This is a genomic window from Stutzerimonas sp. VN223-3 (assembly GCF_045999685.1).
GTDB lineage: Bacteria > Pseudomonadota > Gammaproteobacteria > Pseudomonadales > Pseudomonadaceae > Stutzerimonas > Stutzerimonas stutzeri_AR.
Genome location: NZ_RBEC01000001.1, coordinates 989,024 through 1,014,545, shown reverse-complemented (window position 1 = coordinate 1,014,545; position 25,522 = coordinate 989,024). Strand labels below are relative to the sequence as shown.

At 61.8% G+C, this 25,522-nt stretch carries 18 protein-coding genes and 1 pseudogene; 17 read left to right on the top strand and 2 right to left on the bottom strand.

The annotated features are described in order from the left end of the window. Positions 1–49 precede the first annotated feature (49 nt). On the top strand, positions 50–1,723 hold the full coding sequence (locus tag D7241_RS04695) for a protein kinase domain-containing protein (RefSeq protein ID WP_408100503.1): 1,674 nt from the start codon (positions 50–52) through the stop codon (positions 1,721–1,723). Positions 1,724–1,783: 60 nt separating this feature from the next. Here the strand turns inward: D7241_RS04695 and D7241_RS04690 are convergent, their stop codons facing one another. Further along, a complete protein-coding gene (locus D7241_RS04690; RefSeq protein ID WP_408100502.1) occupies positions 1,784–2,095 on the bottom strand; it encodes a class I SAM-dependent methyltransferase in 312 nt (103 codons plus the stop codon). A gap of 464 nt (positions 2,096–2,559) precedes the next feature. Here D7241_RS04690 and D7241_RS04685 point away from each other — a divergent pair. The 16 genes and pseudogenes from D7241_RS04685 to nuoN all read left to right on the top strand — a co-directional run. After that, positions 2,560–3,780 (top strand): annotated as a pseudogene (locus D7241_RS04685) (NAD(P)/FAD-dependent oxidoreductase); the annotation flags it as partial. Positions 3,781–3,888: 108 nt separating this feature from the next. Continuing rightward, positions 3,889–6,585 carry a molybdopterin-dependent oxidoreductase gene (locus tag D7241_RS04680; protein ID WP_408100501.1) on the top strand — a complete coding sequence of 899 codons (2,697 nt, stop codon included), beginning with the start codon at positions 3,889–3,891 and terminating at the stop codon, positions 6,583–6,585. 72 nt (positions 6,586–6,657) lie between these two features. Then, entirely contained in the window at positions 6,658–7,395 is a 738-nt protein-coding gene (cobA, locus tag D7241_RS04675) for a uroporphyrinogen-III C-methyltransferase (RefSeq protein ID WP_408100500.1), read from the top strand. Between the two features lie 251 nt (positions 7,396–7,646). Continuing rightward, complete coding sequence (locus D7241_RS04670; protein ID WP_408100499.1) at positions 7,647–8,054, top strand: NADH-quinone oxidoreductase subunit A; 408 nt, start codon at positions 7,647–7,649, stop codon at positions 8,052–8,054. A 10-nt stretch (positions 8,055–8,064) separates the two neighbouring features. Further along, positions 8,065–8,739 (top strand): NADH-quinone oxidoreductase subunit B family protein, encoded by a 675-nt coding sequence (locus D7241_RS04665; protein WP_014852512.1) that lies wholly within the window; start codon positions 8,065–8,067, stop codon positions 8,737–8,739. Between the two features lie 62 nt (positions 8,740–8,801). After that, positions 8,802–10,583 carry an NADH-quinone oxidoreductase subunit C/D gene (gene nuoC / locus D7241_RS04660; RefSeq protein ID WP_408100498.1) on the top strand — a complete coding sequence of 594 codons (1,782 nt, stop codon included), beginning with the start codon at positions 8,802–8,804 and terminating at the stop codon, positions 10,581–10,583. A gap of 1 nt (position 10,584) precedes the next feature. After that, positions 10,585–11,079 (top strand): NADH-quinone oxidoreductase subunit NuoE, encoded by a 495-nt coding sequence (gene nuoE, locus D7241_RS04655; protein ID WP_408100497.1) that lies wholly within the window; start codon positions 10,585–10,587, stop codon positions 11,077–11,079. A 5-nt stretch (positions 11,080–11,084) separates the two neighbouring features. Next, the gene (nuoF, locus tag D7241_RS04650) at positions 11,085–12,422 is read left to right on the top strand and encodes an NADH-quinone oxidoreductase subunit NuoF (protein WP_408101188.1); all 1,338 of its coding nucleotides are present in this window, start codon (positions 11,085–11,087) and stop codon (positions 12,420–12,422) included. A gap of 131 nt (positions 12,423–12,553) precedes the next feature. Next, positions 12,554–15,259 (top strand): NADH-quinone oxidoreductase subunit NuoG, encoded by a 2,706-nt coding sequence (gene nuoG / locus D7241_RS04645; protein ID WP_408100496.1) that lies wholly within the window; start codon positions 12,554–12,556, stop codon positions 15,257–15,259. Continuing rightward, entirely contained in the window at positions 15,256–16,251 is a 996-nt protein-coding gene (gene nuoH, locus D7241_RS04640; RefSeq protein WP_408100495.1) for an NADH-quinone oxidoreductase subunit NuoH, read from the top strand. The genes nuoG and nuoH overlap by 4 nt, the downstream gene beginning before the upstream one ends. A gap of 12 nt (positions 16,252–16,263) precedes the next feature. Next, a complete protein-coding gene (nuoI, locus tag D7241_RS04635; RefSeq protein WP_408100494.1) occupies positions 16,264–16,812 on the top strand; it encodes an NADH-quinone oxidoreductase subunit NuoI in 549 nt (182 codons plus the stop codon). Between the two features lie 91 nt (positions 16,813–16,903). Further along, the gene (nuoJ, locus tag D7241_RS04630) at positions 16,904–17,404 is read left to right on the top strand and encodes an NADH-quinone oxidoreductase subunit J (protein WP_408100493.1); all 501 of its coding nucleotides are present in this window, start codon (positions 16,904–16,906) and stop codon (positions 17,402–17,404) included. 3 nt (positions 17,405–17,407) lie between these two features. Then, the gene (nuoK, locus tag D7241_RS04625) at positions 17,408–17,716 is read left to right on the top strand and encodes an NADH-quinone oxidoreductase subunit NuoK (protein ID WP_255981874.1); all 309 of its coding nucleotides are present in this window, start codon (positions 17,408–17,410) and stop codon (positions 17,714–17,716) included. Next, positions 17,713–19,557, top strand: a complete 1,845-nt coding sequence (gene nuoL, locus D7241_RS04620; protein ID WP_408100492.1) for an NADH-quinone oxidoreductase subunit L — start codon at positions 17,713–17,715, stop codon at positions 19,555–19,557. The genes nuoK and nuoL overlap by 4 nt, the downstream gene beginning before the upstream one ends. 22 nt (positions 19,558–19,579) lie before the next feature. After that, positions 19,580–21,109 (top strand): NADH-quinone oxidoreductase subunit M, encoded by a 1,530-nt coding sequence (gene nuoM, locus D7241_RS04615; RefSeq protein WP_408100491.1) that lies wholly within the window; start codon positions 19,580–19,582, stop codon positions 21,107–21,109. A gap of 7 nt (positions 21,110–21,116) precedes the next feature. Then, positions 21,117–22,586, top strand: a complete 1,470-nt coding sequence (nuoN, locus tag D7241_RS04610) for an NADH-quinone oxidoreductase subunit NuoN (RefSeq protein WP_408100490.1) — start codon at positions 21,117–21,119, stop codon at positions 22,584–22,586. A gap of 544 nt (positions 22,587–23,130) precedes the next feature. Here the strand turns inward: nuoN and D7241_RS04605 are convergent. Then, complete coding sequence (locus tag D7241_RS04605; RefSeq protein WP_408100489.1) at positions 23,131–25,509, bottom strand: efflux RND transporter permease subunit; 2,379 nt, start codon at positions 25,507–25,509, stop codon at positions 23,131–23,133. Positions 25,510–25,522 lie beyond the last annotated feature (13 nt).

Sequence of the window (25,522 nt, the reverse complement as noted above, 5' to 3'; positions counted from 1 at the left end):
TGTCTTCTTTCATTTCATCGCTCAAAGCTCGCTGTCCGGAGTCTCGCTCATGCCCCTGCAACTGTCCTTCGGCGAGGCTACCGCCACCGGGCCGCGCGACGAAAATCAGGATGCCCTACGCATCGTCACGCCGACACCGGGGCTTGCCGCCAGTAAAGGTGCGTTGTTCGCCATCGCCGATGGGGTCAGCCAATGCGCGGACGGCGGACTGGCGGCACGGGCCACGTTGCAGGCGCTGGCTACCGACTACTACGCCACTCCGGAAACCTGGACCGTGGCGCAGTCGCTCGACCGCCTGCTTGTCGCACACAACCGCTGGTTGCAGGCCAACGGTAACGGGCAACCGTTGCTGACCACCTTGACGGCGCTGGTGTTGCGCGGACGCCGCTTCACCCTTGCCCATGTTGGTGATTGCCGCGCTTACCGCTGGCACGGCGGAAATCTGCAGCGGCTGAGCGAAGACCATGTATGGGACCAGCCAAACATGCAGCACGTGCTCAAACGTGCCATGGGACTGGATCAGCATCTGGTAGTGGACTATCTGGACGGTGAGCTGCATCTCGGCGAATGCTTTCTGCTGCTCAGTGATGGTGTCTGGGCGAGCATCACCGAAGGCGATATCCAGAATGTACTCCGCGACCAGGCGGATCTTTCCAGCGCCGCGCAAACCTTGGTTAATCTCGCCCATCAGACCGGCAGCCAGGATAACGCCAGCGCCTTGTTGCTACGCGTCGAGGAGCTACCCGACGCAGCACTGGCCGATTCTCTCGCGCAACTGAGCGACTGGCCGCTACCGCCCAAGCTGCGCCCAGGACAGGCGTTCGAGGGCTGGATTGTCGATGCGTTGCTGGCCGAGTCGCGGCAATCGCTGATCTACCGGGTCAGCGACCAACAGGGCCAGCCCTGGCTGTTAAAGACGCTGCCATCCAGCCGGCATGACGAACCCGAAGCCGGCCCGGCATTGCTTCAGGAAGAATGGTTCCTGCGTCGGGTCGCCGGCAGGCATTTCCCGGAGACCCATGGTTTGCCGCAGCGCCAGCATCTGTACTACGTGCAGCGCGAATACAGCGGCGCAACCCTCGCCCAGCACTTCCTTCAGCGGGGGCCGATGGAGCTGCCCGACTGGCTGCAACTGGCGCCGCGCCTGATCCGCGCGCTGGGCATGCTGCATCGGCGCAACATCCTGCATCGCGATATAAAACCGGAGAACTTGCACTTGGGCGACGACGGCGAGCTACGCCTGCTGGACTTCGGTCTGGCGCACTGCCCCGGTCTGTCGCAGGATCAACCGCACAGCCTGCCGGGCACCCCGAGCTATCTGGCACCGGAAGCGTTTACCGGCGCACAGCCAAGTCGCGAGCAGGATCTGTACGCGGCGGGCGTTACGCTCTATTACCTGCTCACCGGGCATTACCCCTACGGTGAAGTGGAAGCCTTCCAGCGTCCGCGCTTTGGCACCCCGGCGCCAGCCAGCCGCTATCGCCCCGATCTGCCGGTGTGGCTGGATGAGATGCTCAAGCGCGCCGTTGCGGTTGAACCGAAGCAGCGATTCGAGACGGCCGAAGAGTGGTTGCTGACCCTGGAACAGGGTGAGCGGTTGGCCGCCAGTACATCGATGCGGCCGCTGCTCGAACGTGAACCCTTGAAGGTCTGGCGAACCCTGGCATTGATATCGCTGCTGCTAAACCTGGGACTTCTGGTCTGGCTGGGCAAAGGGGCCTAGTCGGCTCCGGCGACGCATGCATCGCCAAGTGCAATCCAATGGCGCTGATCTTGGCCTGCCTCAGCGCCGAACGATCAGTCCCTGGCGCGCCACACGAGTCAACTCACGCACGCACTCATCGAGACGTTCGGCAGTCGGCGCCTGGACGACAGCGAGGTCGAAGCTGTTCGCGGCGAAATGGGCGAGTGACTGGTCGGCGCTGGTGAAGTGGACAAGAAAGGCATGAGGTTTTCCCCCGCGCTTCGGCCAACCGTCGAGGTATCGCAACAGCGATGGCTGATGATTGCCACCGAGGAGAATTTTCGGATTGCTTCGGACAAGCCCGCCGGTGATCGGGGCTAAACGGATAGGGGAGCGCTGCGGTGCATTCATTCTGGAAATTCCGCCTCAAGAATTCCGCTGGGCAGCGGTGGGAGGCGACACCGAACCAGCGCTTTAGCGGTATTTCGAAGCCTTCGGCTCCAGGCGCCCCGCAAGTAGCTGACTAAATCGGCGCAAGGGCAAAACAATAGAAAAGCCCGACGGCCATTGTCAACGAAAACATGCTCGGAGCTGCGTGGCTCTGCACCAGCGATGCGCGAGCCGCATCATATGGGGGCACGAAACGGCCGGAGCGCACTCCTCCCAGGGCTTGAAGTCCATGAATTCCGGCAGGGTTGGAATTGGCATATCCCCTGCAAAGCAAACCCAACATAAAGCACGACCTTCAACGGAGAAGGTCAGGCTGCATCAGATACAGGACAAAGGCGTCCTCACTGGGTAACCAGTGGGACGCCTTTTTTGTTGGAATTTTCTACAGCCAGGCGTGACCGGCCACTGGCTCGGCGGAGACTCGCATGAAGAAGCTCAAGCTTGTGATGATAGGCAACGGCATGGCCGGGGTGCGTACCTTGGAGGAATTGCTCAGACTCGCCCCCGAGCTCTACGACATTACCGTTTTCGGTGCCGAACCCCATCCCAACTACAATCGAATTCTGCTTTCGCCAGTGCTGGCCGGTGAACAAACCTTCGATGAGATCGTACTCAACGACCTCGACTGGTACGCCAAGCACGACATCCGTTTGATGCTCAATCGCAAGGTGACGCAGATCGATCGGGTCAGGCGTCGAGTCATAGCCGAAGACGGCAGCGAAGCCGAGTACGACCGCCTGCTCATCGCTACCGGCTCGAGCCCGTTCATTCTGCCGATTCCTGGCAATCAACTGGACGGCGTGATCGGTTACCGCGATATCGCTGACACCCAGGCCATGATGAATGCCGCCCGAACCCATAGTCATGCCGTGGTGATCGGCGGAGGCCTGCTTGGGCTGGAAGCGGCCAACGGGCTGAAGCTGCGCGGCATGGACGTCACGGTGGTGCATCTGGGCGAGTGGCCGATGGAGCGGCAACTCGACAAGACCGCCGGGCGCCTGCTGCAAGGCGCGCTGGAAGCGCGGGGCCTGAGCTTCAGACTGAAGAAGCAGACGTCCGAACTGATCGGCAATTATCAGGGCCAGGTAGCCGCCGTGCGCTTTACCGATGGCGAGGTAATTCCAGCTGATCTGGTGGTGATGGCGGCAGGCATCAGCCCCAACAGCGAACTGGCCGAAGCATGCGGCCTGCCCTGCCGCCGCGGCATTCTGGTGAACGACACGCTGCAGACATTCGATCCGCGAATCTATGCCGTCGGCGAGTGCGCCAACCACCGAGGCACCGCCTACGGACTGGTCGCGCCGCTATTCGAGCAGGCCAAGGTCTGCGCCAACCACCTCGCGATGCTCGGCTTCTCGCGCTACCTGGGTTCGGTGACCTCGACGAAGCTGAAGGTGACCGGTATCGATCTGTTTTCCGCCGGCGATTTCATGGGCGGTGAGGGCACCGAGACCATCACGCTCTCCGACCCAATCAGCGGCGTCTACAAGAAGCTGGTGATCAAAGACGACGTCCTGGTCGGCGCCTGCCTCTACGGCGATACCGCTGACGGCGGCTGGTACTTCAGCCAGGTGCGCGAAGGGCAAAACGTCCAAGCAATCCGCAACCACCTGATGTTTGGCGCGGCCGGCTTAGGTGCGGCTGGTCTTGGCGATTCCACGACGCCCCAACCTGTCCATCTGTAGACCCGTTTGCACCCACCACAAACAAACCGCGAGCCGCATCCCGCTACGCCAATCTGAGGAAACGAAGCCATGCGCCAGACTACCGCTTCAACATGCTGCTACTGCGGCGTCGGTTGTGGCCTGCTGATCGAGCACGACGGCCAGCGGATCCTCGACGTGGCCGGCGACCCGAATCATCCGGCCAATTTCGGCAAACTGTGTAGCAAGGGCTCGACGCTGCACCTGACCGGAGACCTCGACGCCCGCGCGCTCTACCCCGAGCTGCGGCTGGGAAAAGGCCTGGCCCGTGCACGCACTGATTGGGACAGCGCATTGGGCCACGCCGCCAATGTGTTCGCCGAGACCATAGCCGAACACGGCCCCGACAGCGTCGCGTTCTATATTTCCGGCCAGCTGCTGACCGAGGACTATTACGCATTCAACAAGCTCGCCCGCGCGCTGGTCGGCACAAACAACATCGACTCGAACTCGCGGCTGTGCATGTCGTCAGCCGTGGTCGGTTACAAACGCAGCCTCGGCGCCGACGCCCCACCCTGCAGCTATGAAGACATCGAACAGAGCGATTGCGTGTTGATCGTCGGCAGCAACATGGCCTATGCCCATCCGGTGTTGTTCCGCCGCCTGGAAGAGGCTAAGGCGATACGGCCGGACATGAAGATCATCGTCGTCGACCCACGGCGCACCGACACCTGTGAACTGGCTGATCTGCACCTGGCGATCCTGCCGGGCACCGATGTCGCGCTGTTTCACGGCATCCTGCACATCCTTCTTGAAACTGGCCGGATCGATCAGGATTTCATCGACGCCCATACCGAAGGCCTGGACGAGCTGAAGCAACTCGCGCGTGACTACAACCCGGCCACGACGGCGAAGCTATGCGGCATCAGCATTGATGAATTGCAGACCTGCGCTCACTTGATCGGTAACGCACCTAGATTTCTCTCGCTTTGGTGCATGGGCGTAAACCAGTCCACCGCTGGCAGCGCCAAGAACAGTGCGCTGATCAACCTGCACCTGGCGACCGGTCAGATCGGCAAGCCCGGCGGCGGGCCCTTCTCGCTGACCGGCCAGCCGAACGCCATGGGTGGTCGCGAAACCGGCAGCCTGTCCAATTTGCTGCCCGGCCATCGCGAAGCCGGTAACACGCAGCATCGCGCCGAAGTCGCCGCATATTGGGGTGTCGAGCAGTTGCCAACAACGCCGGGCCTATCGGCCATCGAGCTGTTCGAGGCGGTGCGCAGCGGCAAGGTGAAAGCGCTGTGGATCGCCTGCACCAATCCGGCGCAGTCGATGCCGGATCAACAAAAAATCCACGAAGCGCTGGCGGCCTGCCCTTTCGTGGTGGTTCAGGAAGCCTTCTTCACCACCGAGACCTGCCGCTACGCCGACCTGCTGTTACCTGCCGCCAGCTGGGGCGAAAAGGAAGGCACGGTGACCAACTCCGAGCGCCGCGTCAGTCATGTGCGGCGCGCCATTCCCGCGCCCGGCGAGGCGCGTGCCGACTGGTCGATCACCTGCGATTTCGCGCGACGGCTCGAGCGGCATCTACGACCCGGCCAATCCAGTCTGTTTGCCTTCAAATCTCCGGCGGCGTTGTTCGACGAATACAAGTTACTCACTCGTGACCGCGACTTGGACCTGTCCGGCCTCAGCCACGCGCTGATCGATCAGATCGGCCCGCAGCAGTGGCCGTTCCCTGCCGGCAGTCACACGGGCACAGCGCGGCTCTACGGCAACGGTGTATTCCCTACCGAAAGCGGCCGCGCGCGCTTTCTTGCCGAGCAGTACCAGCCACCGAAGGAGCAACACGACGCAGGTTTTCCGCTGATTCTGAACACCGGACGCCTGCGCGATCACTGGCATGGCATGAGCCGCACCGGCACAGCGGCGCGTCTATTCGGCTATGTGGAAGAAGCCTTGTTGAGCTTGAACGCCGACGACATGCGCCGCCGTAACCTGCTCGACGACCAGTTGGTGAAAATCCGCAGCCGCCGTGGCGAACTGGTACTGCCGGTAAGCAGCGATGACAGCCTGCGGCCCGGCCAGGCGTTCATCCCGATGCATTGGGGTGATCGCTTCCTCAAGGGACTTGGCGTGAATCTGTTGTCCCTGCCCGCCTTCGACCCGTTGTCCAAGCAGCCCGAGCTCAAGCACACCGGTATCGAAGTGGAGAAGGCCGAGCTGCCCTGGCAATTCTTCGCGCTGATCGAAGGCTCGGTGCAAAAGCATTTCGAGGCCCTGCGCCCGCAATTCGACGGGTTCGCCTATGCCAGCTTCAGCCTGACTGGCCGCGACCGCCCGGCACTGGTCATCCGCGCCGCCTGCCACGAAGCACCAAGCGCGAAGCAATTGGCAGGGCTTGAGCAGTTGCTGGGGCTGGATGAGGGCCCGGTACTGGCCTATGACGATCCACGCCGCGGCGTGGGCAAGCGTGTGCGCATCGAGGATGGTCGCATCGTCGCCCTCAGTCTCTCCGGGGAAACCGCCGCGCGTCACTGGCTGAAGCAACTCTGGCAGGACGGCAAGGCTGACCAGACACTGCGCCGCTGGCTGCTGGCACCGCTGAGCACACCGCCCGGTAGCGAAGTGCGCGCGGCCAAGATCCTCTGCAACTGCATGAATGTCAGCCAGGACGCAATTTGCGCGGGGATCGAGCGCGGTCTGGATCTGGATGGTTTGAAACGCGAGCTGGGCTGCGGCACGAGCTGCGGCTCCTGTGTACCGGAAATCAAGCGGCTACTGGTGAAGCAACCCGCGGTGGCTTAAGCGACGCGACGACCGAACATGCGATGCACAACGCATCGCCGAGATGATCACAGCAGCATGAGAGGTGAAAACATGAGCGCAAAAGTCTGGCTGGTTGGCGCAGGTCCTGGTGACCCGGAACTGCTGACGCTCAAGGCGGTGCGGGCCATGGGCGAGGCACAGGTGGTGCTGATCGACGACCTGGTCAATCCCGCCGTACTGGAACACTGCCCGAACGCACGGGTGATCCCGGTGGGCAAGCGCGGTGGCTGCCGCTCGACGCCGCAGGCCTTCATCCATCGGCTGATGTTGCGCTATGCACGCCAGGGCAAATGCGTGGTGCGCCTGAAAGGCGGCGATCCGTGCATCTTCGGCCGCGGCGGCGAAGAAGCCGACTGGTTGGCCGAACGCGGTATCGAGGTTGAATTGGTCAATGGGATCACGGCTGGCCTCGCCGGTGCGACTCAGTGCGGTATTTCACTGACCCAGCGCGGCGTGGCACGGAGCGTCACGCTGGTCACTGCGCATACTCTGGACGGCAGCAGCCCCGAGTGGCACGCACTGGCGAAAACCGGCACGACACTGGTCGTCTACATGGGAGTCAGCAGCCTGCAGCAAGTACAGACAGGCCTGCTCGAAGGCGGCCTGCCAGCGTGGACCGCGGTCGCGATGATCGAAAACGCCTCCCTTGCGCAACAGCGCGAGTGCCGCTCCAGCCTGGCGGACATGTGCCGCGATGCGCTGACCTTTCGGCTGAAAAGTCCGGCAATCCTGGTGATCGGCCAAGTCGCCGCGCACGCGCAGACTCTGCCTAGCCTCTATGTGGCCTGAGCACGAAAACAACGTTTCCAAAAGATTGCGACAAGCGGCCATCAACCTTGGAGAAGCCGCTCCAGCACCGTCCCGCCAGGACACAGCCAACCAATCCATCAACTAATTTCGCAAAATAATTCAATATGTTTCATGTAGAAACATGTACACAATCTTTCACTAGGCATAGAATGCCCGGCCATTAGGGGTTGCGACGCTTAGTCGCTGTCGCAAGCTGGACATAATAAAGCCGTTCCGCTAAGGAGCCCGGCATGCCTGATGTATCTCTGTCCCATAACTGGGGCTTCGCTGTATTCATTTTCGGCGTCATCGCACTCTGCGCATTCATGCTCGGCGTTTCCAGCCTGCTCGGCAGCAAGGCCTGGGGTCGCGCCAAGAACGAGCCCTTCGAGTCCGGCATTCTTCCCACGGGCAGCGCACGACTGCGCTTCTCGGCAAAATTCTATTTGGTCGCGATGCTCTTCGTGATCTTCGACGTTGAAGCCCTATATCTCTTTGCCTGGGCCGTCTCGGTGCGCGAAAGCGGCTGGGCGGGCCTCATTGAAGCTACCGTATTCATAGCAATTCTGTTGGCGGGTCTTGTCTACCTTTGGCGGGTGGGTGCGCTCGATTGGGCGCCATCCAGCCGTCGCGAGCGACAGGCGAAGCTAAAACAATGAGGCTCTTCACATGCAATACAAACTTACCCGGATCGATCCGGATGCGGTCAATGACCGTTATCCGATCGGCCAGCAGGAGACTGTTGCCGATCCATTAGAAGACCAGGTTCATCGCAACATCTACATGGGCAAGCTGGAAGACGTGCTGAGTGGCGCGGTCAACTGGGGGCGAAAGAATTCCCTCTGGCCATACAACTTCGGCCTGTCGTGCTGCTATGTGGAGATGACCACTGCCTTCACCGCGCCTCATGACATCGCCCGCTTCGGCGCCGAGGTGATCCGTGCCTCGCCGCGCCAGGCCGACTTCATGGTCATTGCCGGCACCTGCTTCATCAAGATGGCGCCCATCATCCAGCGCCTCTACGAACAGATGCTCGAACCCAAGTGGGTCATCTCCATGGGTTCGTGCGCCAATTCCGGTGGTATGTACGACATCTACTCGGTCGTTCAGGGGGTCGACAAGTTCCTCCCCGTGGACGTGTACATACCCGGCTGCCCGCCCCGCCCCGAGGCGTTCCTGCAAGGTTTGCAACTGCTGCAGGAATCTATCGGCAAGGAGCGTCGCCCGCTTTCCTGGGTCGTCGGTGATCAAGGCGTTTATCGCGCCGAGATGCCTTCGCAGAAAGAACAGCGACGCGAACAGCGTATCCAGGTCACCAACCTGCGCAGCCCCGACGACGTGTGAACTCGGCTTTCCTCCCGGAAGGCCTCTCCACACCCAAACGTTGACCGAAAGCGACCGAGATCATGACTGCAGGCAATGCTCTGTACATCCCGCCTTACAAGGCTGACGACCAGGATATCGTGGTCGAACTGAATGCGCGCTTCGGCGCCGAAACCTTCACGCTGCAACCCAGCCTGACCGGCATGCCGGTACTCTGGGTGCCACGCGAAAAGCTCATGGAGGTGCTCGGCTTCCTGCGCCAGGTCAGCAAGCCCTATGTGATGCTCTACGACCTGAGCGCCACCGACGAGCGCCTGCGCACCAATCGCCGTGGCCTGCCAGCCGCCGATTTCAGCGTGTTCTATCACCTGATGTCGCTTGAGCGAAACAGCGATGTGATGATCAAGGTCGCGCTCAAGGAGGGCGATCTCAACCTGCCCACCGCCGTCTCCGTCTGGCCCAACGCCAACTGGTACGAGCGAGAAATCTGGGACATGTTCGGCATCACCTTCGAGGGCCACCCGTTCCTCACCCGCATGCTGATGCCGCCGACCTGGGAAGGCCATCCGCTGCGCAAGGATTACCCGGCGCGTGCCACTGAGTTCGACCCCTACAGCCTGAACGCCGCCAAGCAGGACCTGGAGCAGGAAGCCCTGCGCTTCAAGCCCGAGGATTGGGGAATGCAGCGTCACAGCGAGCACGAGGACTACATGTTCCTCAACCTCGGCCCGAACCACCCCTCGGCCCACGGCGCCTTCCGCATCATCCTGCAGCTCGATGGCGAGGAAATCCTCGATTGCGTGCCGGAGATCGGCTACCACCATCGCGGCGCCGAGAAGATGGCCGAGCGCCAGAGCTGGCACAGCTTCATCCCCTACACCGACCGTATCGACTACCTCGGCGGAGTGATGAATAACCTGCCTTATGTGCTGGCGGTGGAGAAACTGGCCGGCATCACCGTGCCGGACCGCGTCGATTTCATCCGTGTGATGATGGCCGAGTTCTTCCGCATTCAGAACCACCTGTTGTACCTGGGCACCTACATCCAGGACGTCGGCGCCATGACGCCGGTGTTCTTCACCTTCACCGACCGCCAGCGCGCCTATAAGGTGATCGAAGCCATCACCGGTTTCCGCATGCACCCGGCCTGGTATCGCATTGGCGGCGTCGCCCACGACCTGCCGCGCGGCTGGGACAAGCTGGTGCGCGAATTCCTCGACTGGATGCCCAAGCGCCTCGCCGAGTACGAAAAGGCGGCACTGAAGAACAGCATCCTCATCGGCCGCACCAAGGGCGTCGCCGCTTACAACACCAAGCAGGCGCTGGAGTGGGGCACCACCGGTGCCGGCCTGCGCGCAACCGGTTGCGACTTCGACATCCGCAAGGCGCGTCCCTATTCCGGCTACCAGCATTTCGATTTCGAAGTGCCGCTGGCGGTCAACGGTGACGCCTACGACCGCTGCATGGTCAAAATGGGCGAGATGCGCGAAAGCCTGAAAATCATCGAGCAGTGCCTCAAGCACATGCCCGAAGGCCCCTACAAGGCTGACCACCCGCTGACCACGCCGCCACCGAAAGAGCGCACGCTGGAGCACATCGAAACGCTGATCACTCATTTCCTGCAGGTCTCCTGGGGTCCGGTGATGCCAGCTAACGAAAGCTTCCAGATGATCGAAGCGACCAAAGGCATCAACAGCTATTACCTGACCAGCGACGGCAGCACCATGAGTTACCGCACGCGCATCCGCACGCCCAGCTTCCCGCATCTGCAACAGATCCCCGCGGTCATCCGCGGCAGCATGATTCCGGACCTGATCGCCTATCTGGGCAGTATCGATTTCGTTATGGCCGACGTGGACCGCTGATATGAGCACTCTGATCAAAACTGACCGTTTCGCCCTCAGCGAAGCCGAACGCTCGGCCATCGAGCATGAAATGCACCACTACGAAGATCCGCGCGCGGCCTCCATCGAAGCGCTGAAGATCGTCCAGAAAGCCCGTGGTTGGGTGCCGGACGGTGCTTGCGATGCCATCAGCGAGATTCTCGGCATTCCCGCCAGCGACATCGAAGGCGTCGCTACCTTCTATAGTCAGATTTTCCGCGTACCGGTGGGCCGCCACATCATTCGCGTCTGCGACAGCATGACCTGCTACATCGGCGGTCATGAAAGCGTGCTGGACAGCATCAAGAATGAAATCGGCATCGAGCCGGGTCAGACCACCGCCGACAACCGTTTCACGCTGATTCCGGTGTGTTGCCTGGGCAACTGCGACAAGGCCCCGGCCCTGATGATCGACGACGACACCTTCGGCGACGTTCAGTCTGGCGGTGTCGCTGCCCTGCTGGAGGCTTATCCATGAGCGTCATGAAGCAACTGGCATCCTTCGGCCCGGCCAACCGCATCGCCCGCAGCGAAGAAACCCATCCGTTGACTTGGCGCTTGCGCGACGACGGCGAGCCGGTCTGGCTCGAAGAATATCGCCAGAAGGCCGGCTACGACGCGCTGCACAAGGCGCTGGCCGAGATGGCCCAGGTCGACATCGTGCAGACGGTGAAGGACTCCGGCCTTAAGGGTCGTGGCGGTGCGGGCTTTCCCACCGGCGTGAAGTGGGGCCTGATGCCGGCGGACGAATCGCTGAACATCCGCTACCTGCTATGCAACGCGGACGAAATGGAGCCCAACACCTGGAAGGACCGCCTGCTGATGGAGCAGCTGCCTCACCTCTTGGTGGAAGGCATGATCATCAGTGCCCGCGCGCTCAAGGCCTATCGAGGCTATATCTTCCTGCGCGGTGAATATGTCGATGCGGCGCGCAACCTCAATCGCGCTATCGATGAAGCCAAGGCCGCCGGCCTGCTGGGCAAGAACATTCTCGGCAGTGGCTTCGATTTCGAGCTCTTCGTACACACCGGCGCCGGCCGCTATATATGTGGCGAAGAAACCGCGCTGATCAACTCGCTGGAAGGCCGCCGCGCCAATCCGCGCGCCAAGCCGCCCTTCCCCGCCGCCGTCGGCGTCTGGGGCAAGCCAACCTGCGTCAACAACGTCGAGACCCTGTGCAACGTGCCGGCGATCATCGGCAACGGCGTGGATTGGTACAAGTCGCTGGCGCGTCCCGGTAGCGAAGACCACGGCAGCAAGCTGATGGGCTTCTCCGGCAAGGTGAAGAACCCAGGCATCTGGGAGCTGCCCTTCGGCATCACCGCGCGTGAACTGTTCGAGGATTATGCCGGCGGCATGAAGGATGGCTACACCCTCAAATGCTGGCAGCCCGGCGGTGCCGGTACCGGCTTTCTGCTCCCCGAACACCTGGAAGCGCAAATGTACGCCGGCGGCGTCGCCAAGTTCGGCACGCGCATGGGCACCGGTCTGGCGCTGGCCGTGGACCACACCGTCAGCATGGTCTCGCTGCTGCGCAACATGGAAGAGTTTTTCGCCCGCGAATCCTGCGGCTGGTGTACGCCGTGCCGTGACGGCCTGCCCTGGAGTGTGAAGACCCTACGCGCACTGGAGCGCGGCCAGGGCACAGCCCAGGACCTCGACATCCTGTTGCGCCTGGTGGATTTTCTCGGTCCGGGCAAGACCTTCTGCGCCCACGCACCCGGCGCGGTAGAGCCGCTGGGCGCGGCGATCAAGTATTTCCGACATGAGTTCGAGGCGGGCGTCGCCCAGGCGGCAACTGCACCTCCGCAGCCGGCATGAAGAATTGAAAGACGCTGAAGGCTGAACGCTGGGAGAAAGAGCCGTACGGCCTCGTCCAGCCCTGATCTTCCCTTCAGCGGAAAAAGTTTCCTATTAGCCAGACCCGCGCAAGCGGATGAGAAGACCTAGAAATGGCCACTATCCACGTAGACGGCAAAGACTACGAAGTCGATGGGGCGGACAACCTGCTACAGGCATGTCTGTCGCTCGGCCTCGATGTTCCCTATTTCTGCTGGCACCCGGCGCTGGGCAGCGTCGGTGCCTGCCGCCAGTGCGCGGTCAAGCAGTATTCCGACGAAAACGACACCCGCGGCCGGCTGGTCATGTCCTGCATGACCCCCGCTACCGACAACAGCTGGATTTCCATCGAAGACACGGAAGCCAAGGCCTTCCGCGCCAGCGTCGTCGAGTGGTTGATGATCAACCACCCGCACGACTGCCCCGTGTGCGAGGAAGGCGGTCACTGCCACTTGCAAGACATGACAGTGATGACTGGGCACAACCAGCGCCGCTATCGTTTCAGCAAGCGCACTCACCAGAATCAGGAGCTTGGCCCGTTCATCGCCCACGAGATGAACCGCTGCATCGCCTGCTATCGCTGTGTGCGGTATTACAAGGACTATGCGGGCGGCACTGACCTGGGCGTGTTCGGTGCGAACGACAACGTGTATTTCGGCCGTGTCGAAGACGGCGTGCTGGAAAGCGAGTTCTCCGGCAACCTCACCGAGGTCTGCCCAACCGGCGTGTTTACCGACAAGACTCACTCCGAGCGCTACAACCGCAAGTGGGACATGCAGTTCGCGCCGAGCATCTGCCATGGCTGCGCGTCCGGTTGCAACATCAGCCCCGGCGAGCGCTACGGAGAACTGCGTCGCATCGAGAACCGCTTCAACGGCGACGTGAACCACTACTTCCTCTGCGACCGTGGGCGTTTCGGCTACGGCTACGTCAACCGTAGCGATCGTCCGCGCCAGCCGCTGCTGGGCGCGGACAAGCTCGGCATCGACGCCGCCCTGGATACCGCCGCCGAGCTGCTTCAAGGCAAACGTGTGATCGGCATCGGCTCGCCACGCGCCAGCCTGGAAAGCAACCACGCCCTGCGTGAATTGGTCGGTGCGGAGAACTTCTACAGCGGTATTGCCGCTACCGAGCTGGACAACATCCAACTGATCCGCCAGATGATGCAGAACGGCCCGCTACCGGTGCCGACGATGCGCGAGATCGAAAGCCACGATGCGGTGTTCATCCTCGGCGAAGACCTGACCCAGACGGCCGCCCGCATGGCGCTGGCCGTGCGTCAGGCCGCCAAGGGCAAGGCCACTGAAATCGCCGCCTCGATGAAGATTCAGGACTGGCAAATCGCCGCGGTGCAGAACGTCGCACAGGGCGCCCTGCATCCGGTCTACATCGCCAGCGTCAGCGAAACCCGTCTCGATGACATCGCCGAACAGAGCGTGCATGCCGCACCGGTCGATCTGGCGCGCCTCGGTTTCGCCGTGGCGCATGCCATCGATCCCAGCGCCCCGGCGGTGGATGGCCTGGAAGCCGAAGCCCGCGAACTGGTGCAACAGATCGCCGATGCCCTGCTCGCTGCCAAGCGGCCGTTGCTAATCAGCGGCGCCTCGCTAGGCGAGAAGAGCCTGATCGAGGCCGCCGGCAACATCGCCCAGGCGCTGAAGAACCGCCAGAAGAACGCGTCACTCAGCCTCATCGTGCCGGAGGCCAACAGCCTCGGCGTCGCGCTGCTCGGCGGCGAATCCGTGGATGCCGCGCTGGACGCCTTGATTGCCGGCAATGCCGACGCGGTGATCGTGCTTGAGAACGATCTGTATCGCCGTGCTAACCAAGACAAGGTGGACGCTGCCCTCGCCGCCGCCAAGGCCGTGATTGTCGCCGATCATCAGCAGACCGCCACCACGGCCAAGGCCCATCTGGTGCTCTCCGCCGCCAGCTTCGCCGAAGCCGACGGCACCCTGGTCAGCCAGGAAGGCCGCGCCCAGCGCTTCTTCCAGGTCTTCGAACCCAGCTACTACGACGGCAAGATCCTGGTGCGCGAAGGCTGGCGCTGGATGCACGCTCTGCAGTGCACGCTGAAGGGCAAGACCGTGGACTGGACCAACCTGGATCAGGTAACCGCAGACTGCGCCGCAACCAACCCGCAGCTGTCTGGCATCCTCAACGCAGCGCCACTTTCCTCGTTCCGCATCAAGGGCCTGAAAATTGCGCGCGAGCCGCTGCGCTACAGTGGCCGAACCGCCATGCGCGCCAATATCAGCGTGCACGAACCGCGTCAGCCGCAGGACCAGGATTCGCCGTTCACCTTCTCCATGGAAGGCTATTCGGGCAGCGCCGAAGACCGGCAGCAGATCCCGTTCGCATGGTCGCCGGGTTGGAACTCGCCGCAGGCCTGGAACAAGTTCCAGGACGAAGTGGGTGGCCATCTGCGCGCCGGCGACCCGGGTGTGCGCCTGCTCGATGGCGCACGTCAGGATCTGGACTGGAAAACCGCACCCGCCGCCTTCGCGCCCGCACTCGGTAGCTGGCAGGTAGTTCCGCTGCATCATCTGTTCGGCAGCGAGGAAACCTCGTCTCTCGCCGCACCTATCCAGAGCCGTATCCCGCAGCCCTATGTCGCCCTGGCCGAAGCCGAAGCCCAGCGCCTTGGCGTAGCCGAAGGCGCGCTGCTCAGCCTGCGGGTCGCCGATCGGCACCTACAACTGCCAGTGCGCATCGATGAATCCCTGGGCCTTGGCCTGGTCGGTCTGCCGGTCGGCCTCGAAGGCATTCCGGTACTGAGCAGCACCTGCCTGGCCACTGAACTGGAGGCGTCGCGATGAGCTGGCTGACTCCTGAAGTGATCGACGTGATCATCGCCGTCGTCAAGGCGCTGGTGATCATGCTGGCAGTGGTGGTGTGCGGCGCCTTGCTGAGCTTCGTCGAACGCCGCCTGCTGGGCTGGTGGCAGGACCGCTACGGTCCCAACCGCGTCGGGCCGTTCGGCATGTTTCAGATCGCTGCCGACATGCTGAAGATGTTCTTCAAGGAGGACTGGAACCCGCCGTTCTCAGACCGCCTGACCTTCACCCTGGCGCCGGTGGTGGCGATGAGCTCGCTGCTGATCGCTTTCGTCATCGTGCCGGTCACCCCGACCTGGGGCGTGGCGGATCTGAACATCGGGCTGCTGTTCTTCTTCGCCATGGCCGGCCTCACGGTGTATGCGGTGCTGTTCGCCGGCTGGGCGAGCAACAACAAGTTCGCCCTGCTCGGCGCCCTGCGCGCCTCGGCGCAGACAGTGTCCTACGAGGTGTTCCTCGGTCTGTCGCTGATGGGTATCGTCGCCCAGGTCGGTTCGTTCAACATGCGCGACATCGTCGAGTACCAGCAGCAGAACCTGTGGTTCATCATTCCGCAGTTCCTCGGCTTCTGTACCTTCTTCATCGCTGGCGTCGCGGTCACCCACCGTCACCCCTTCGACCAGCCGGAAGCCGAGCAGGAGCTGGCCGACGGTTACCACGTCGAGTATGCCGGGATGAAGTGGGGCATGTTCTTCGTCGGCGAGTACATCGGCATCGTGACCATCTCGGCACTGCTGACCACGCTGTTCTTCGGCGGCTGGCACGGTCCGTTCCTCGACACGTTGCCCTGGCTGTCGTTCTTCTATTTCGCGATCAAGACCGGTTTTTTCATCATGCTGTTCGTGCTGTTGCGCGCCTCGCTGCCGCGCCCGCGCTACGACCAGGTGATGGCCTTCGGCTGGAAATTCTGCCTGCCGCTGACCCTGATCAACCTGCTGGTGACCGGCGCACTTGTGCTGGCCGCGGCCCAGTAAGGAGAGAATTCGATGTTCAAGTACATTGGCGCGGTGCTCCACGGCACCTATACCCAGCTGCGTAGCCTGGTGATGATCTTCAGCCACGGCTTTCGCAAGCGCGACACCCTGCAGTACCCGGAAGAGCAGGTCTACCTGCCGCCACGCTATCGCGGTCGCATCGTGCTGACCCGCGACCCCGACGGCGAAGAGCGCTGCGTGGCCTGCAACCTCTGTGCGGTAGCCTGCCCGGTGGGCTGCATCTCGCTGCAGAAGGCCGAGACCGACGAAGGCCGCTGGTATCCCGAGTTCTTCCGCATCAACTTCTCGCGCTGCATTTTCTGCGGCCTCTGCGAGGAAGCCTGCCCGACCAACGCGATCCAGCTGACGCCGGATTTCGAGATGGGCGAATACAAGCGCCAGGACCTGGTGTACGAGAAGGAGGACCTGCTGATCTCCGGCACCGGCAAATATCACGACTACAACTTCTACCGCGTCTCGGGCCTGGCCATTGCCGGCAAGCCGAAGGGCGCCGCGCAGAACGAGGCGGAGCCGATCAACGTCAAGGGGTTGTTGCCATGATGACTCGGAGTCGCCAGGGACATTTCCCCCTCACCCCAATCCTCTCCCAAGGGGAGAGGGAGCAGTTCGCGCCTGAATCGAGGTTCTGCTGATGGAATTCGCCTTCTACTTTTCTGCCGGCGTGGCGGTGGTCGCCACGCTGCGGGTGATCACCGGCAGCAATCCGGTGCACGCCCTGCTCTACCTGATCACCTCGCTCCTGGCCGTATCGATGTGCTTCTTCGCCCTCGGCGCGCCCTTTGCCGGCGCGCTGGAAATCATCGTCTATGCCGGCGCCATCATGGTGCTCTTCGTGTTCGTGGTGATGATGCTCAACCTGGGCCGCAACACCGCCGGCCAGGAGCGCGCCTGGATGGCGCCGCGCGTGTGGATCGGCCCGTCGCTGCTGGCGGCAATTCTCCTCGCGCAGCTGCTCTGGGCGTTGTTCTCGGTGCCCGAATACGCGCCCGCAGGCCTGACCACAGTCGGGCCCAAGGAAGTCGGCGTCGCCCTGTTCGGGCCTTATCTGCTGGCCGTCGAGCTGGCCTCCATGCTGCTGCTGGCGGCGCTGGTCGCCGCCTTCCATCTGGGCCGCCACGAGGCGAAGGAGTAAGCCATGCATTCGATTCCAATGGAGCACGGCCTGGCCATCGCCGCCGTGCTGTTCTGCCTGGGCCTGGTCGGCCTGATGGTTCGACGCAACATCCTGTTCATGCTGATGAGCCTGGAAGTAATGATGAACGCCGCAGGTCTGGCCTTTGTCGTGGCTGGTAGCCGCTGGGAGCAGCCGGATGGGCAGATCATGTTCATCTTGGTAATTACCCTCGCCGCCGCCGAGGCCTCCATCGGCCTGGCGATCCTGCTGCAGCTGTATCGCCGCTTCAACACCCTCGATGTCGATGCTGCAAGCGAGATGCGCGGATGAACCTACTATTCCTGACCTTCGTTTTCCCGCTGCTCGGCTATTTCCTGCTGGCCTTCTCGCGCGGGCGCATCTCCGAAAACCTGGCGGCCGTGATCGGTGTCGGCTCGATCGGCCTGTCGGCGTTGATCAGCGCCCTGTGCATCTGGCAATTCAACACCTCGCCACCGGAGGGCGGCGTGTTCAGCCAGCACCTGTGGCAGTGGCTGGATGTGGCCGGTTTCAGCGTCGCCTTCGGGCTGCACCTGGACGGCCTGTCGCTGACCATGCTCGGCGTGGTCACCGGCGTTGGCTTTCTGATCCACCTGTTCGCCAGCTGGTACATGCGCGGCGAAGAGGGCTACTCGCGCTTCTTCGCCTACACCAATCTGTTCATCTTCAGCATGTTGCTGTTGGTGCTGGGCGACAACCTGCTGCTGCTGTACTTCGGCTGGGAAGGCGTGGGGCTGTGCTCATATCTGCTGATCGGCTTCTACTTCAAGGAGCGCAAGAACGGTAATGCCGCGCTCAAGGCCTTCATCGTCACCCGCGTGGGCGACGTGCTGATGGCCTTCGGCTTGTTCATCCTGTTCGTCCAGCTTGGCACCCTCAATATCCAGGAGTTGCTAGTGCTGGCACCGCAGAAGTTCGCCAGCGGTGATCTCTGGATCACTCTGGCGACCCTGGCGCTGCTCGGCGGCGCCGTGGGCAAGTCCGCGCAATTGCCGCTGCAAACCTGGCTGGCCGACGCCATGGCCGGTCCGACTCCGGTGTCCGCACTGATCCACGCAGCGACCATGGTCACTGCCGGCGTCTATCTGATCGCCCGCACCCACGGCCTGTTCCTGCTTGCGCCGGATGTGCACGAACTGGTCGGTATCGTTGGTGGCGTGACGCTTGTACTGGCTGGTTTCGCCGCGCTGGTGCAGACCGACATCAAGCGCATCCTCGCCTACTCGACCATGAGCCAGATCGGCTACATGTTCCTGGCCCTGGGCGTCGGCGCCTGGGATGCGGCGATCTTCCACCTGATGACCCACGCCTTCTTCAAGGCACTGCTGTTCTTGGCTTCCGGCTCGGTGATCAACGCCTGCCACCACGAGCAGAACATCTTCAGGATGGGCGGTCTGTGGAAGAAATTGCCGCTGGCCTACGCGAGCTTCATCGTCGGCGGCTCGGCACTGGCGGCGCTGCCGCTGATCACCGCGGGCTTCTACTCCAAGGACGAGATCCTCTGGGAAGCCTTTGCCAGCGGCCACAGCGGTCTGCTCTACGCAGGTCTGCTCGGGGCCTTCCTGACCTCGCTGTACACCTTCCGCCTGATCTTCATCGCCTTCCACGGCGAAGCGAAAACCGAGGCTCACGCCGGGCGCGGCATCGCCCATGGCCTGCCGCTGATGGTGCTGATCGTTCTGTCTACCTTCCTCGGCGCGATGATCTCGCCGCCGTTGTTTGGCGTACTGCCGCAAAGCGTCGGCCATGCCGGTGGTGAAGCCAAGCACAGCCTGGAGATCGCCTCCGGCGCCATCGCTCTGGCCGGCATCCTGCTCGCCGCCATGCTGTTCCTTGGCAAGCGCGGCCTGGTCAGCGCCATCGCGCAAAGCGCGCCGGGGCGTTTCCTTTCGGCCTGGTGGTATGCCGCCTGGGGCTTCGACTGGCTTTACGACAAGCTTTTCGTGCGCCCCTACCTGTGGCTCAGCCGCCTACTGGGTCGCGACCCCATCGACGCCACCATCGGATTGGTACCGCGTACGGCACGGGGCAGCCATGTGCTGCTGAGCCGCAGCGAAACCGGCCAGTTGCGCTGGTACGCCCTGTCCATCGTTGGCGGAGCCGTGCTGTTGCTCGGCATCGTTCTGCTCTGAATTTGCGCAAGGACTCGAAATCGTGATTCTGCCCTGGCTAATCCTGATTCCCTTCATCGGCGGCCTGCTCTGCTGGTTCGTCGAACGTTTCGACAAGAGCATGCCGCGCTGGATCGCCCTGCTCACCATGGCGCTGCTGCTCGGTCTCGGCCTCTGGCTGTGGGCAGGCGGCAATTACCAGCTCGCCCCCGCTCCTGGCGCCGAGGCCAACTGGGCGATGGAGTTCAAGCACGTCTGGATCGAGCGCTTCGGCATCAACCTGCACCTGGCGCTCGATGGCCTGTCGTTGTTGATGATCATGCTCACCGGCCTGCTCGGCGTGCTCTCGGTGCTTTGCTCCTGGAAAGAAATCCAGCGCCACGTCGGCTTCTTCCACCTCAACCTGATGTGGATTCTCGGCGGTGTGGTCGGGGTGTTCCTCGCCCTGGACCTGTTCCTGTTCTTCTTCTTCTGGGAAATGATGCTGGTACCGATGTACTTCCTCATCGCGCTCTGGGGTCACAGCTCGGAAGGCAAGCGCTCGCGGATCAACGCGGCGACCAAGTTCTTCATCTACACCCAGGCCAGCGGCCTGATCATGCTGGTGGCCATTCTCGGCCTCGTGCTGGCCAACTTCCACGACACCGGGGTGCTGACCTTCGACTACGAGCTGCTGCTCCAGGCCGACCTGGCACCGGGCGTCGAGTACATGCTGATGCTGGGCTTCTTCATCGCCTTCGCGGTGAAGTTCCCCATCGTGCCGCTGCACTCCTGGCTGCCTGACGCCCACGCCCAGGCGCCTACCGCAGGCTCCGTCGACCTGGCGGGGATTCTGCTGAAGACCGCCGCCTACGGCATGATCCGCTTCGCCCTGCCGTTGTTTCCCGACGCCTCGATGGACTTCGCGCCCATCGCCATGGGCCTCGGCCTGCTCGGCGTGTTCTACGGTGCGGTGCTGTCGTTCGCGCAGACCGACATCAAGCGCCTGATCGCCTATTCCAGCGTCTCGCACATGGGCTTCGTGCTGATCGGCATCTACTCGGGCAGCGAGCTTGCTCTGCAGGGCGCGGTGGTGCTGATGATCGCTCACGGTCTCTCGGCCGCGGCGCTGTTCATCCTCAGCGGCCAGCTCTACGAGCGCCTGCACACGCGGGACATGCGCGAGATGGGCGGTCTGTGGTCGCGCCTGCCATGGCTACCGCCGCTGAGCCTGTTCTTCGCCGCCGCCTCGTTGGGGCTGCCCGGCACCGGCAACTTTATCGGTGAGTTCGTGGTGCTGTTCGGCGCCTTCGCCAACTCACCGTGGGTGGTGGTGATCGCCACCTTCGGGCTGGTGCTGTCATCCATCTACTCGCTGGCGATGATCCACCGCGCCTATTTCGGCCCGACCAAGGCCGAAGGGCTGCTGCAGGGTCTGGACGCACGCGAGATTGGCATGGTGCTGTTGCTGGCCGTGCTGCTGGTGCTGCTCGGCGTCTATCCGCAGCCGGTGTTCGACACCTCGCTCGCCACCATGAACGGTGTGCAGCAATGGATCGATACCGCTTTCACCCCAACAGTTTCGGCTCGGTAGTCTCGCTATGGAATTCACACAGCAACACTTCATCGCCCTGCTGCCCTTGCTGATCACCGGCGCCACCGCTATCGCGGTGATGCTGGCCATCGCCTGGCGGCGCAACCACGGGCTCAGTTTCATCGTCACTTCGGTGGGCCTCACGCTCGCCCTGTTGTCGATCGTGCCCGCACTGCAGGTCGGCGCACTGGATGTAACGCCGCTGCTACGACTGGACCCCTTCGCTCACTTCTATAGCGCCGTGGTGCTGGTGGCGACGCTGGCCTGCGTAACCCTGGCCCACGCCTACCTGGGCGAGAAAGCCGGCGCCGACGGCTTCCCGGGCAATCGCGAGGAGCTCTACCTGCTGATGGCGCTGTCCGCCGCTGGCGGGCTGGTGCTGGTCAGCGCGCAACACTTAGCCAGCTTCTTCATTGGTCTGGAACTGCTCTCGGTGCCGGTTTACGGGCTGGTCGCCTACGCTTTCTTCAACAAGCGCTCGCTGGAAGCCGGCATCAAGTACATGGTGCTTTCCGCCGCCGCCAGCGCCTTCCTGCTGTTCGGCATGGCGCTGCTTTATGCCGAATCGGGAAGCCTCAGCTTCGCCGGTATTGGCGCCAGCCTGGCCGCACAAGGCTCGTCGGTATTGGTGCAGGCCGGCATCGGCATGATGCTGATCGGTCTCGGCTTCAAGCTTTCGCTGGCCCCCTTCCACCTGTGGACGCCGGACGTCTACGAAGGCGCGCCGGCTCCGGTGGCCACCTTCCTGGCCACGGTCAGCAAGGTGGCGGTGTTCGCGGTACTGCTACGCCTGTATCAGCTGTCGCCGGCCACCAGCGGCGGCTGGCTGAACGATGCGCTGAGCCTGATCGCTATCGCCTCAATCCTGATCGGCAACCTGCTGGCGCTGAACCAGAGCAATCTCAAGCGCCTGCTGGGTTATTCGTCCATCGCCCATTTCGGCTATTTACTGGTCGCTCTGATCGCCAGCAAGGGCCTGGCGGTGGAAGCCATCGGTGTGTACCTGGTGTCCTATGTGCTGACCACGCTGGGCGCATTCGGCGTAATCACTTTGATGTCGAGTCCCTTCCAGGGGCGTGATGCCGATGCGCTCTATGAGTACCGCGGGCTGTTCTGGCGCCGCCCTTACCTCACCGCCGTGCTCACCGTGATGATGCTGTCGCTGGCCGGTATCCCGCTGACGGCAGGCTTCATCGGCAAGTTCTACGTGATCGCGTCCGGTGTCGAATCCGAGCTGTGGTGGTTGCTGGGCGCGCTGATCATCGGCAGTGCCGTTGGCCTGTTCTATTATCTGCGGGTGATGGTGACGCTGTATCTGGTCGAGCCGGGCATTCGCCGCCACGACGCTCCGATCAATTGGGGACAGCGTGCGGGAGGTGTGATGTTGCTAGCGATTGCGGTGTTGGCGTTCTTCCTGGGGGTTTATCCGCAGCCGTTGTTGGAACTGGTGCAGCAGGCAGGATTGGCGGTGCTCTGACGCGCGCTGCTCAGCAGATAAAAAGCGCCCCGACTAGTCGGGGCTTTTTTGCGTCACCCTGGCGCTCTCTCGTCTGTGCGAAAGAGAAAGGTGGGTAATTTTTGCTAAAGCACTGGGGTTGATACTGGACTGGTAATTCTGGGTGTTTCTGCTAGTTGAAAGTTTTGTTCCAAGCCGATCATCGAGTGGCCTGATGGCGTGGTTTCGCCCTGCTGGGCGAGTCACTTTTTCCAATCGCTGAAAAAGTAACAAAAAACGCTTGCCCCGACATACGGCCCTGCGACTCGTCCCTCTGCGCAACGATTCTGCTCACCCTCCTGAAGGGCGTTTCGCGTCGCCTGATAGCTCGTGCAAAAAAATAATCCATACATTAGAAGTGCTAGCACACGCCGCAAGCGGTTTGACATTGAACTCTAAGATCCCGCCAAACGACATCAACACTTCAATTGTCAGTTCAGTCTCAAACTATGCTCCTGATACCCATGACGAATAAAAAAGCCCGCATCTTGCGATGCGAGCTTCAAGCGCCCAAGCAACGCCGATATCAGTGCGCTAGCAACGACCCCCCAACCTTACCCGCCAGCTTCTCCGGCTTGATCAGGAAACGCGCCAGAGCCGGCAACAGCCACAACGCGCCGAACATGTTGACGATGAACATGAAGGTCAGCATCAAGCCCATATCCGCTTGGAATTTGATCGCCGAGAACATCCAGGTCGCCACGCCGATGGCCAGGCACAGGCCGGTGAACAGCACGGCCTTGCCGGTGGACTTGAGCGTTTCGTAGTAAGCCTCTTGCAACGGCAGACCCGCGCGCAGGAAGCTTTCCAGACGACTATAGATATAGATGCCGTAATCCACACCGATACCTACGCCCAGCGCAATCACCGGCAGCGTGGCCACCTTCATGCCGATGCCCAGGAATGCCATCAACGCGTTGCCGAGGATGGACGTCAGGATCAGCGGCAGGACGATGCAAATGGTGGCGGGTATCGAGCGGAAGGTGATCAGACACATACCCGCCACGCAGATATAAACCAAGGTGAGAATGGTCAGCTCGGACTTGGCGATTACCTCGTTCGTCGCCGCCTCGATCCCAGCGTTCCCCGCAGCAAGCAGGAATTCCAGCCCTTCACGATTGTTTTCCTCGGCGAAGACTTCGACCGCGGCAACAACCCGCTTGAGTGTTTCGGCCTTGTGGTCGTTGAGGAAGACCATGACCGGTGCCACCGAACAATCGGAGTTGTACAGCCCCTCGGCGCGCGAGATCGAGTTGTTCAAGACATGCTGGTTACGCGACAGGGTTTCCCATTTCAGGCTGCCCTCGTTCATACCCTTGATGCCCTGACGAGCGACCGTGACCATCGACACCGCCGACTGCACGCCCGGTGTGTTCTCCATTTTCCAGGTCAGCTCGTCCATCGCAGCGAGCGTGTCGTAGTGGGAACAGCCCTCAGGAGCGGTCTTGACCATCACCACCAGTACGTCCGAACTGGTCGAGTAGTTATTGATGACGAAATCGTTGTCCTGGTTGTAGCGAGAATCCGGACGCAGTTCGGGTGCACCCTGATCCAGGTCGCCTACCTGAAGGTTCTGCTTCTGGTACCAGAAGCCGCCAACCGCAACCACCAGCGCCAGCACCACTGAAATCGGCGCCACCTTGGGATGGGCAAAATTCGACAGCGCTCGCCAGAATGGATGCTCCGTGCGGGCGTCTTTCTTGCTGCGCTCGACGGCTTTCTTGCTGATCCCGAGATAAGAGATCGCTACCGGCAACAGGATCAAGTTGGTAAATACAATCACCGCGACGCCGATGGACGCGCCAATGGCCAGCTCGCGGATCACCCCGATATCGATAATTAGCAACGTGATGAAGCCGACGGCATCGGCAAGGATCGCAATCATTCCCGGCAGGAACAATTGACGGAACGTCCGCCGTGCAGCGATCAGCGCGTTGTCCGCCTCACCCGATTGCAAGGCGATACCGTTGATCTTCTGCACGCCATGGGAAATGCCGATGGCGAAGATCAGGAACGGCACCAGCATCGAATACGGATCCAGGCCGAAGCCGGCCAGGTTCATCAGACCCAGCTGCCAGCCCACCGCAATAAGGGTGGTCACCAATACCGAAATAGTGCTGCGAATACACCGCGTGAACCAGTACAGCAGTACAAGTGTGATCAGAAAAGCGATGGCGAAAAATACCACCACCATCAGCAATCCATCGATCAGATCACCAACCTTCTTGGCGAAACCGACAATGTGAATCTCGACATTGGGGTTCTGCAGTTCGTACTTGTCGCGGATCTTTTCTTCCAGCTCGTGGGAAAATTTCTGGTAATCCAGGCTTATCAGCTTGCCCTGGTCGTTCGGGTCCGGGTAGGACTCCTGCAACGGAATGTCGATGATCGAGGATTTGAAGTTGTTGGCGACCAGACGACCGACTTGCCCGGACTTCAATACGTTGTTACGCAATTCGTTCAGGCTGCCCTCGGAACCGTCATAGGTCTGAGGAATAACCTCACCGCCGTCGAAGCCCTCTTCGGTCACTTCAGTCCAGCGCACACTGGGGCTCCACAAGGATTTCATTCCGGATCGATCGACACCTGGGATATAGAACGCCTCGTCATGGATCTGCCGCAGCGTTTCCATGTATTCCTTGGTGAAAATATTGCCTTCCTTGGCCTCCACCGATATCCGCACGGTATTGCCGAGGTTGGCCAAGTCATTCCTGAACTCGATCATCTTCTGGATATAGGGATGACTGAGCGGGATCATTTTCTCGAAACTGGTCGACGGACGAACCTGAGAAGCCTGATAAAAAAGAAAGATGCTGACCAGCAGGCACAGCAGAATGACAACTGGCCTGTTGTTGAATATCAGCCGTTCCAGGAACGTGGCCTTGTCTTGATGATGTTTACTCATCGCTATTTCCCCC

Bases quoted from the DNA above. Each gene is read 5' to 3' on its own strand.
- nuoL (WP_408100492.1), top strand. From the start codon at position 17,713: ATGAACCTACTATTCCTGACCTTCGTTTTCCCGCTGCTCGGCTATTTC.
- D7241_RS04690 (WP_408100502.1), bottom strand. From the start codon at position 2,095: ATGAATGCACCGCAGCGCTCCCCTATCCGTTTAGCCCCGATCACCGGC.
- nuoH (WP_408100495.1), top strand. From the start codon at position 15,256: ATGAGCTGGCTGACTCCTGAAGTGATCGACGTGATCATCGCCGTCGTC.
- nuoC (WP_408100498.1), top strand. From the start codon at position 8,802: ATGACTGCAGGCAATGCTCTGTACATCCCGCCTTACAAGGCTGACGAC.
- nuoI (WP_408100494.1), top strand. From the start codon at position 16,264: ATGTTCAAGTACATTGGCGCGGTGCTCCACGGCACCTATACCCAGCTG.
- nuoF (WP_408101188.1), top strand. From the start codon at position 11,085: ATGAAGCAACTGGCATCCTTCGGCCCGGCCAACCGCATCGCCCGCAGC.
- nuoK (WP_255981874.1), top strand. From the start codon at position 17,408: ATGCATTCGATTCCAATGGAGCACGGCCTGGCCATCGCCGCCGTGCTG.
- nuoG (WP_408100496.1), top strand. From the start codon at position 12,554: ATGGCCACTATCCACGTAGACGGCAAAGACTACGAAGTCGATGGGGCG.
- D7241_RS04665 (WP_014852512.1), top strand. From the start codon at position 8,065: ATGCAATACAAACTTACCCGGATCGATCCGGATGCGGTCAATGACCGT.
- nuoN (WP_408100490.1), top strand. From the start codon at position 21,117: ATGGAATTCACACAGCAACACTTCATCGCCCTGCTGCCCTTGCTGATC.
- D7241_RS04680 (WP_408100501.1), top strand. From the start codon at position 3,889: ATGCGCCAGACTACCGCTTCAACATGCTGCTACTGCGGCGTCGGTTGT.
- D7241_RS04605 (WP_408100489.1), bottom strand. From the start codon at position 25,509: ATGAGTAAACATCATCAAGACAAGGCCACGTTCCTGGAACGGCTGATA.
- nuoE (WP_408100497.1), top strand. From the start codon at position 10,585: ATGAGCACTCTGATCAAAACTGACCGTTTCGCCCTCAGCGAAGCCGAA.
- nuoJ (WP_408100493.1), top strand. From the start codon at position 16,904: ATGGAATTCGCCTTCTACTTTTCTGCCGGCGTGGCGGTGGTCGCCACG.
- D7241_RS04695 (WP_408100503.1), top strand. From the start codon at position 50: ATGCCCCTGCAACTGTCCTTCGGCGAGGCTACCGCCACCGGGCCGCGC.
- D7241_RS04670 (WP_408100499.1), top strand. From the start codon at position 7,647: ATGCCTGATGTATCTCTGTCCCATAACTGGGGCTTCGCTGTATTCATT.
- cobA (WP_408100500.1), top strand. From the start codon at position 6,658: ATGAGCGCAAAAGTCTGGCTGGTTGGCGCAGGTCCTGGTGACCCGGAA.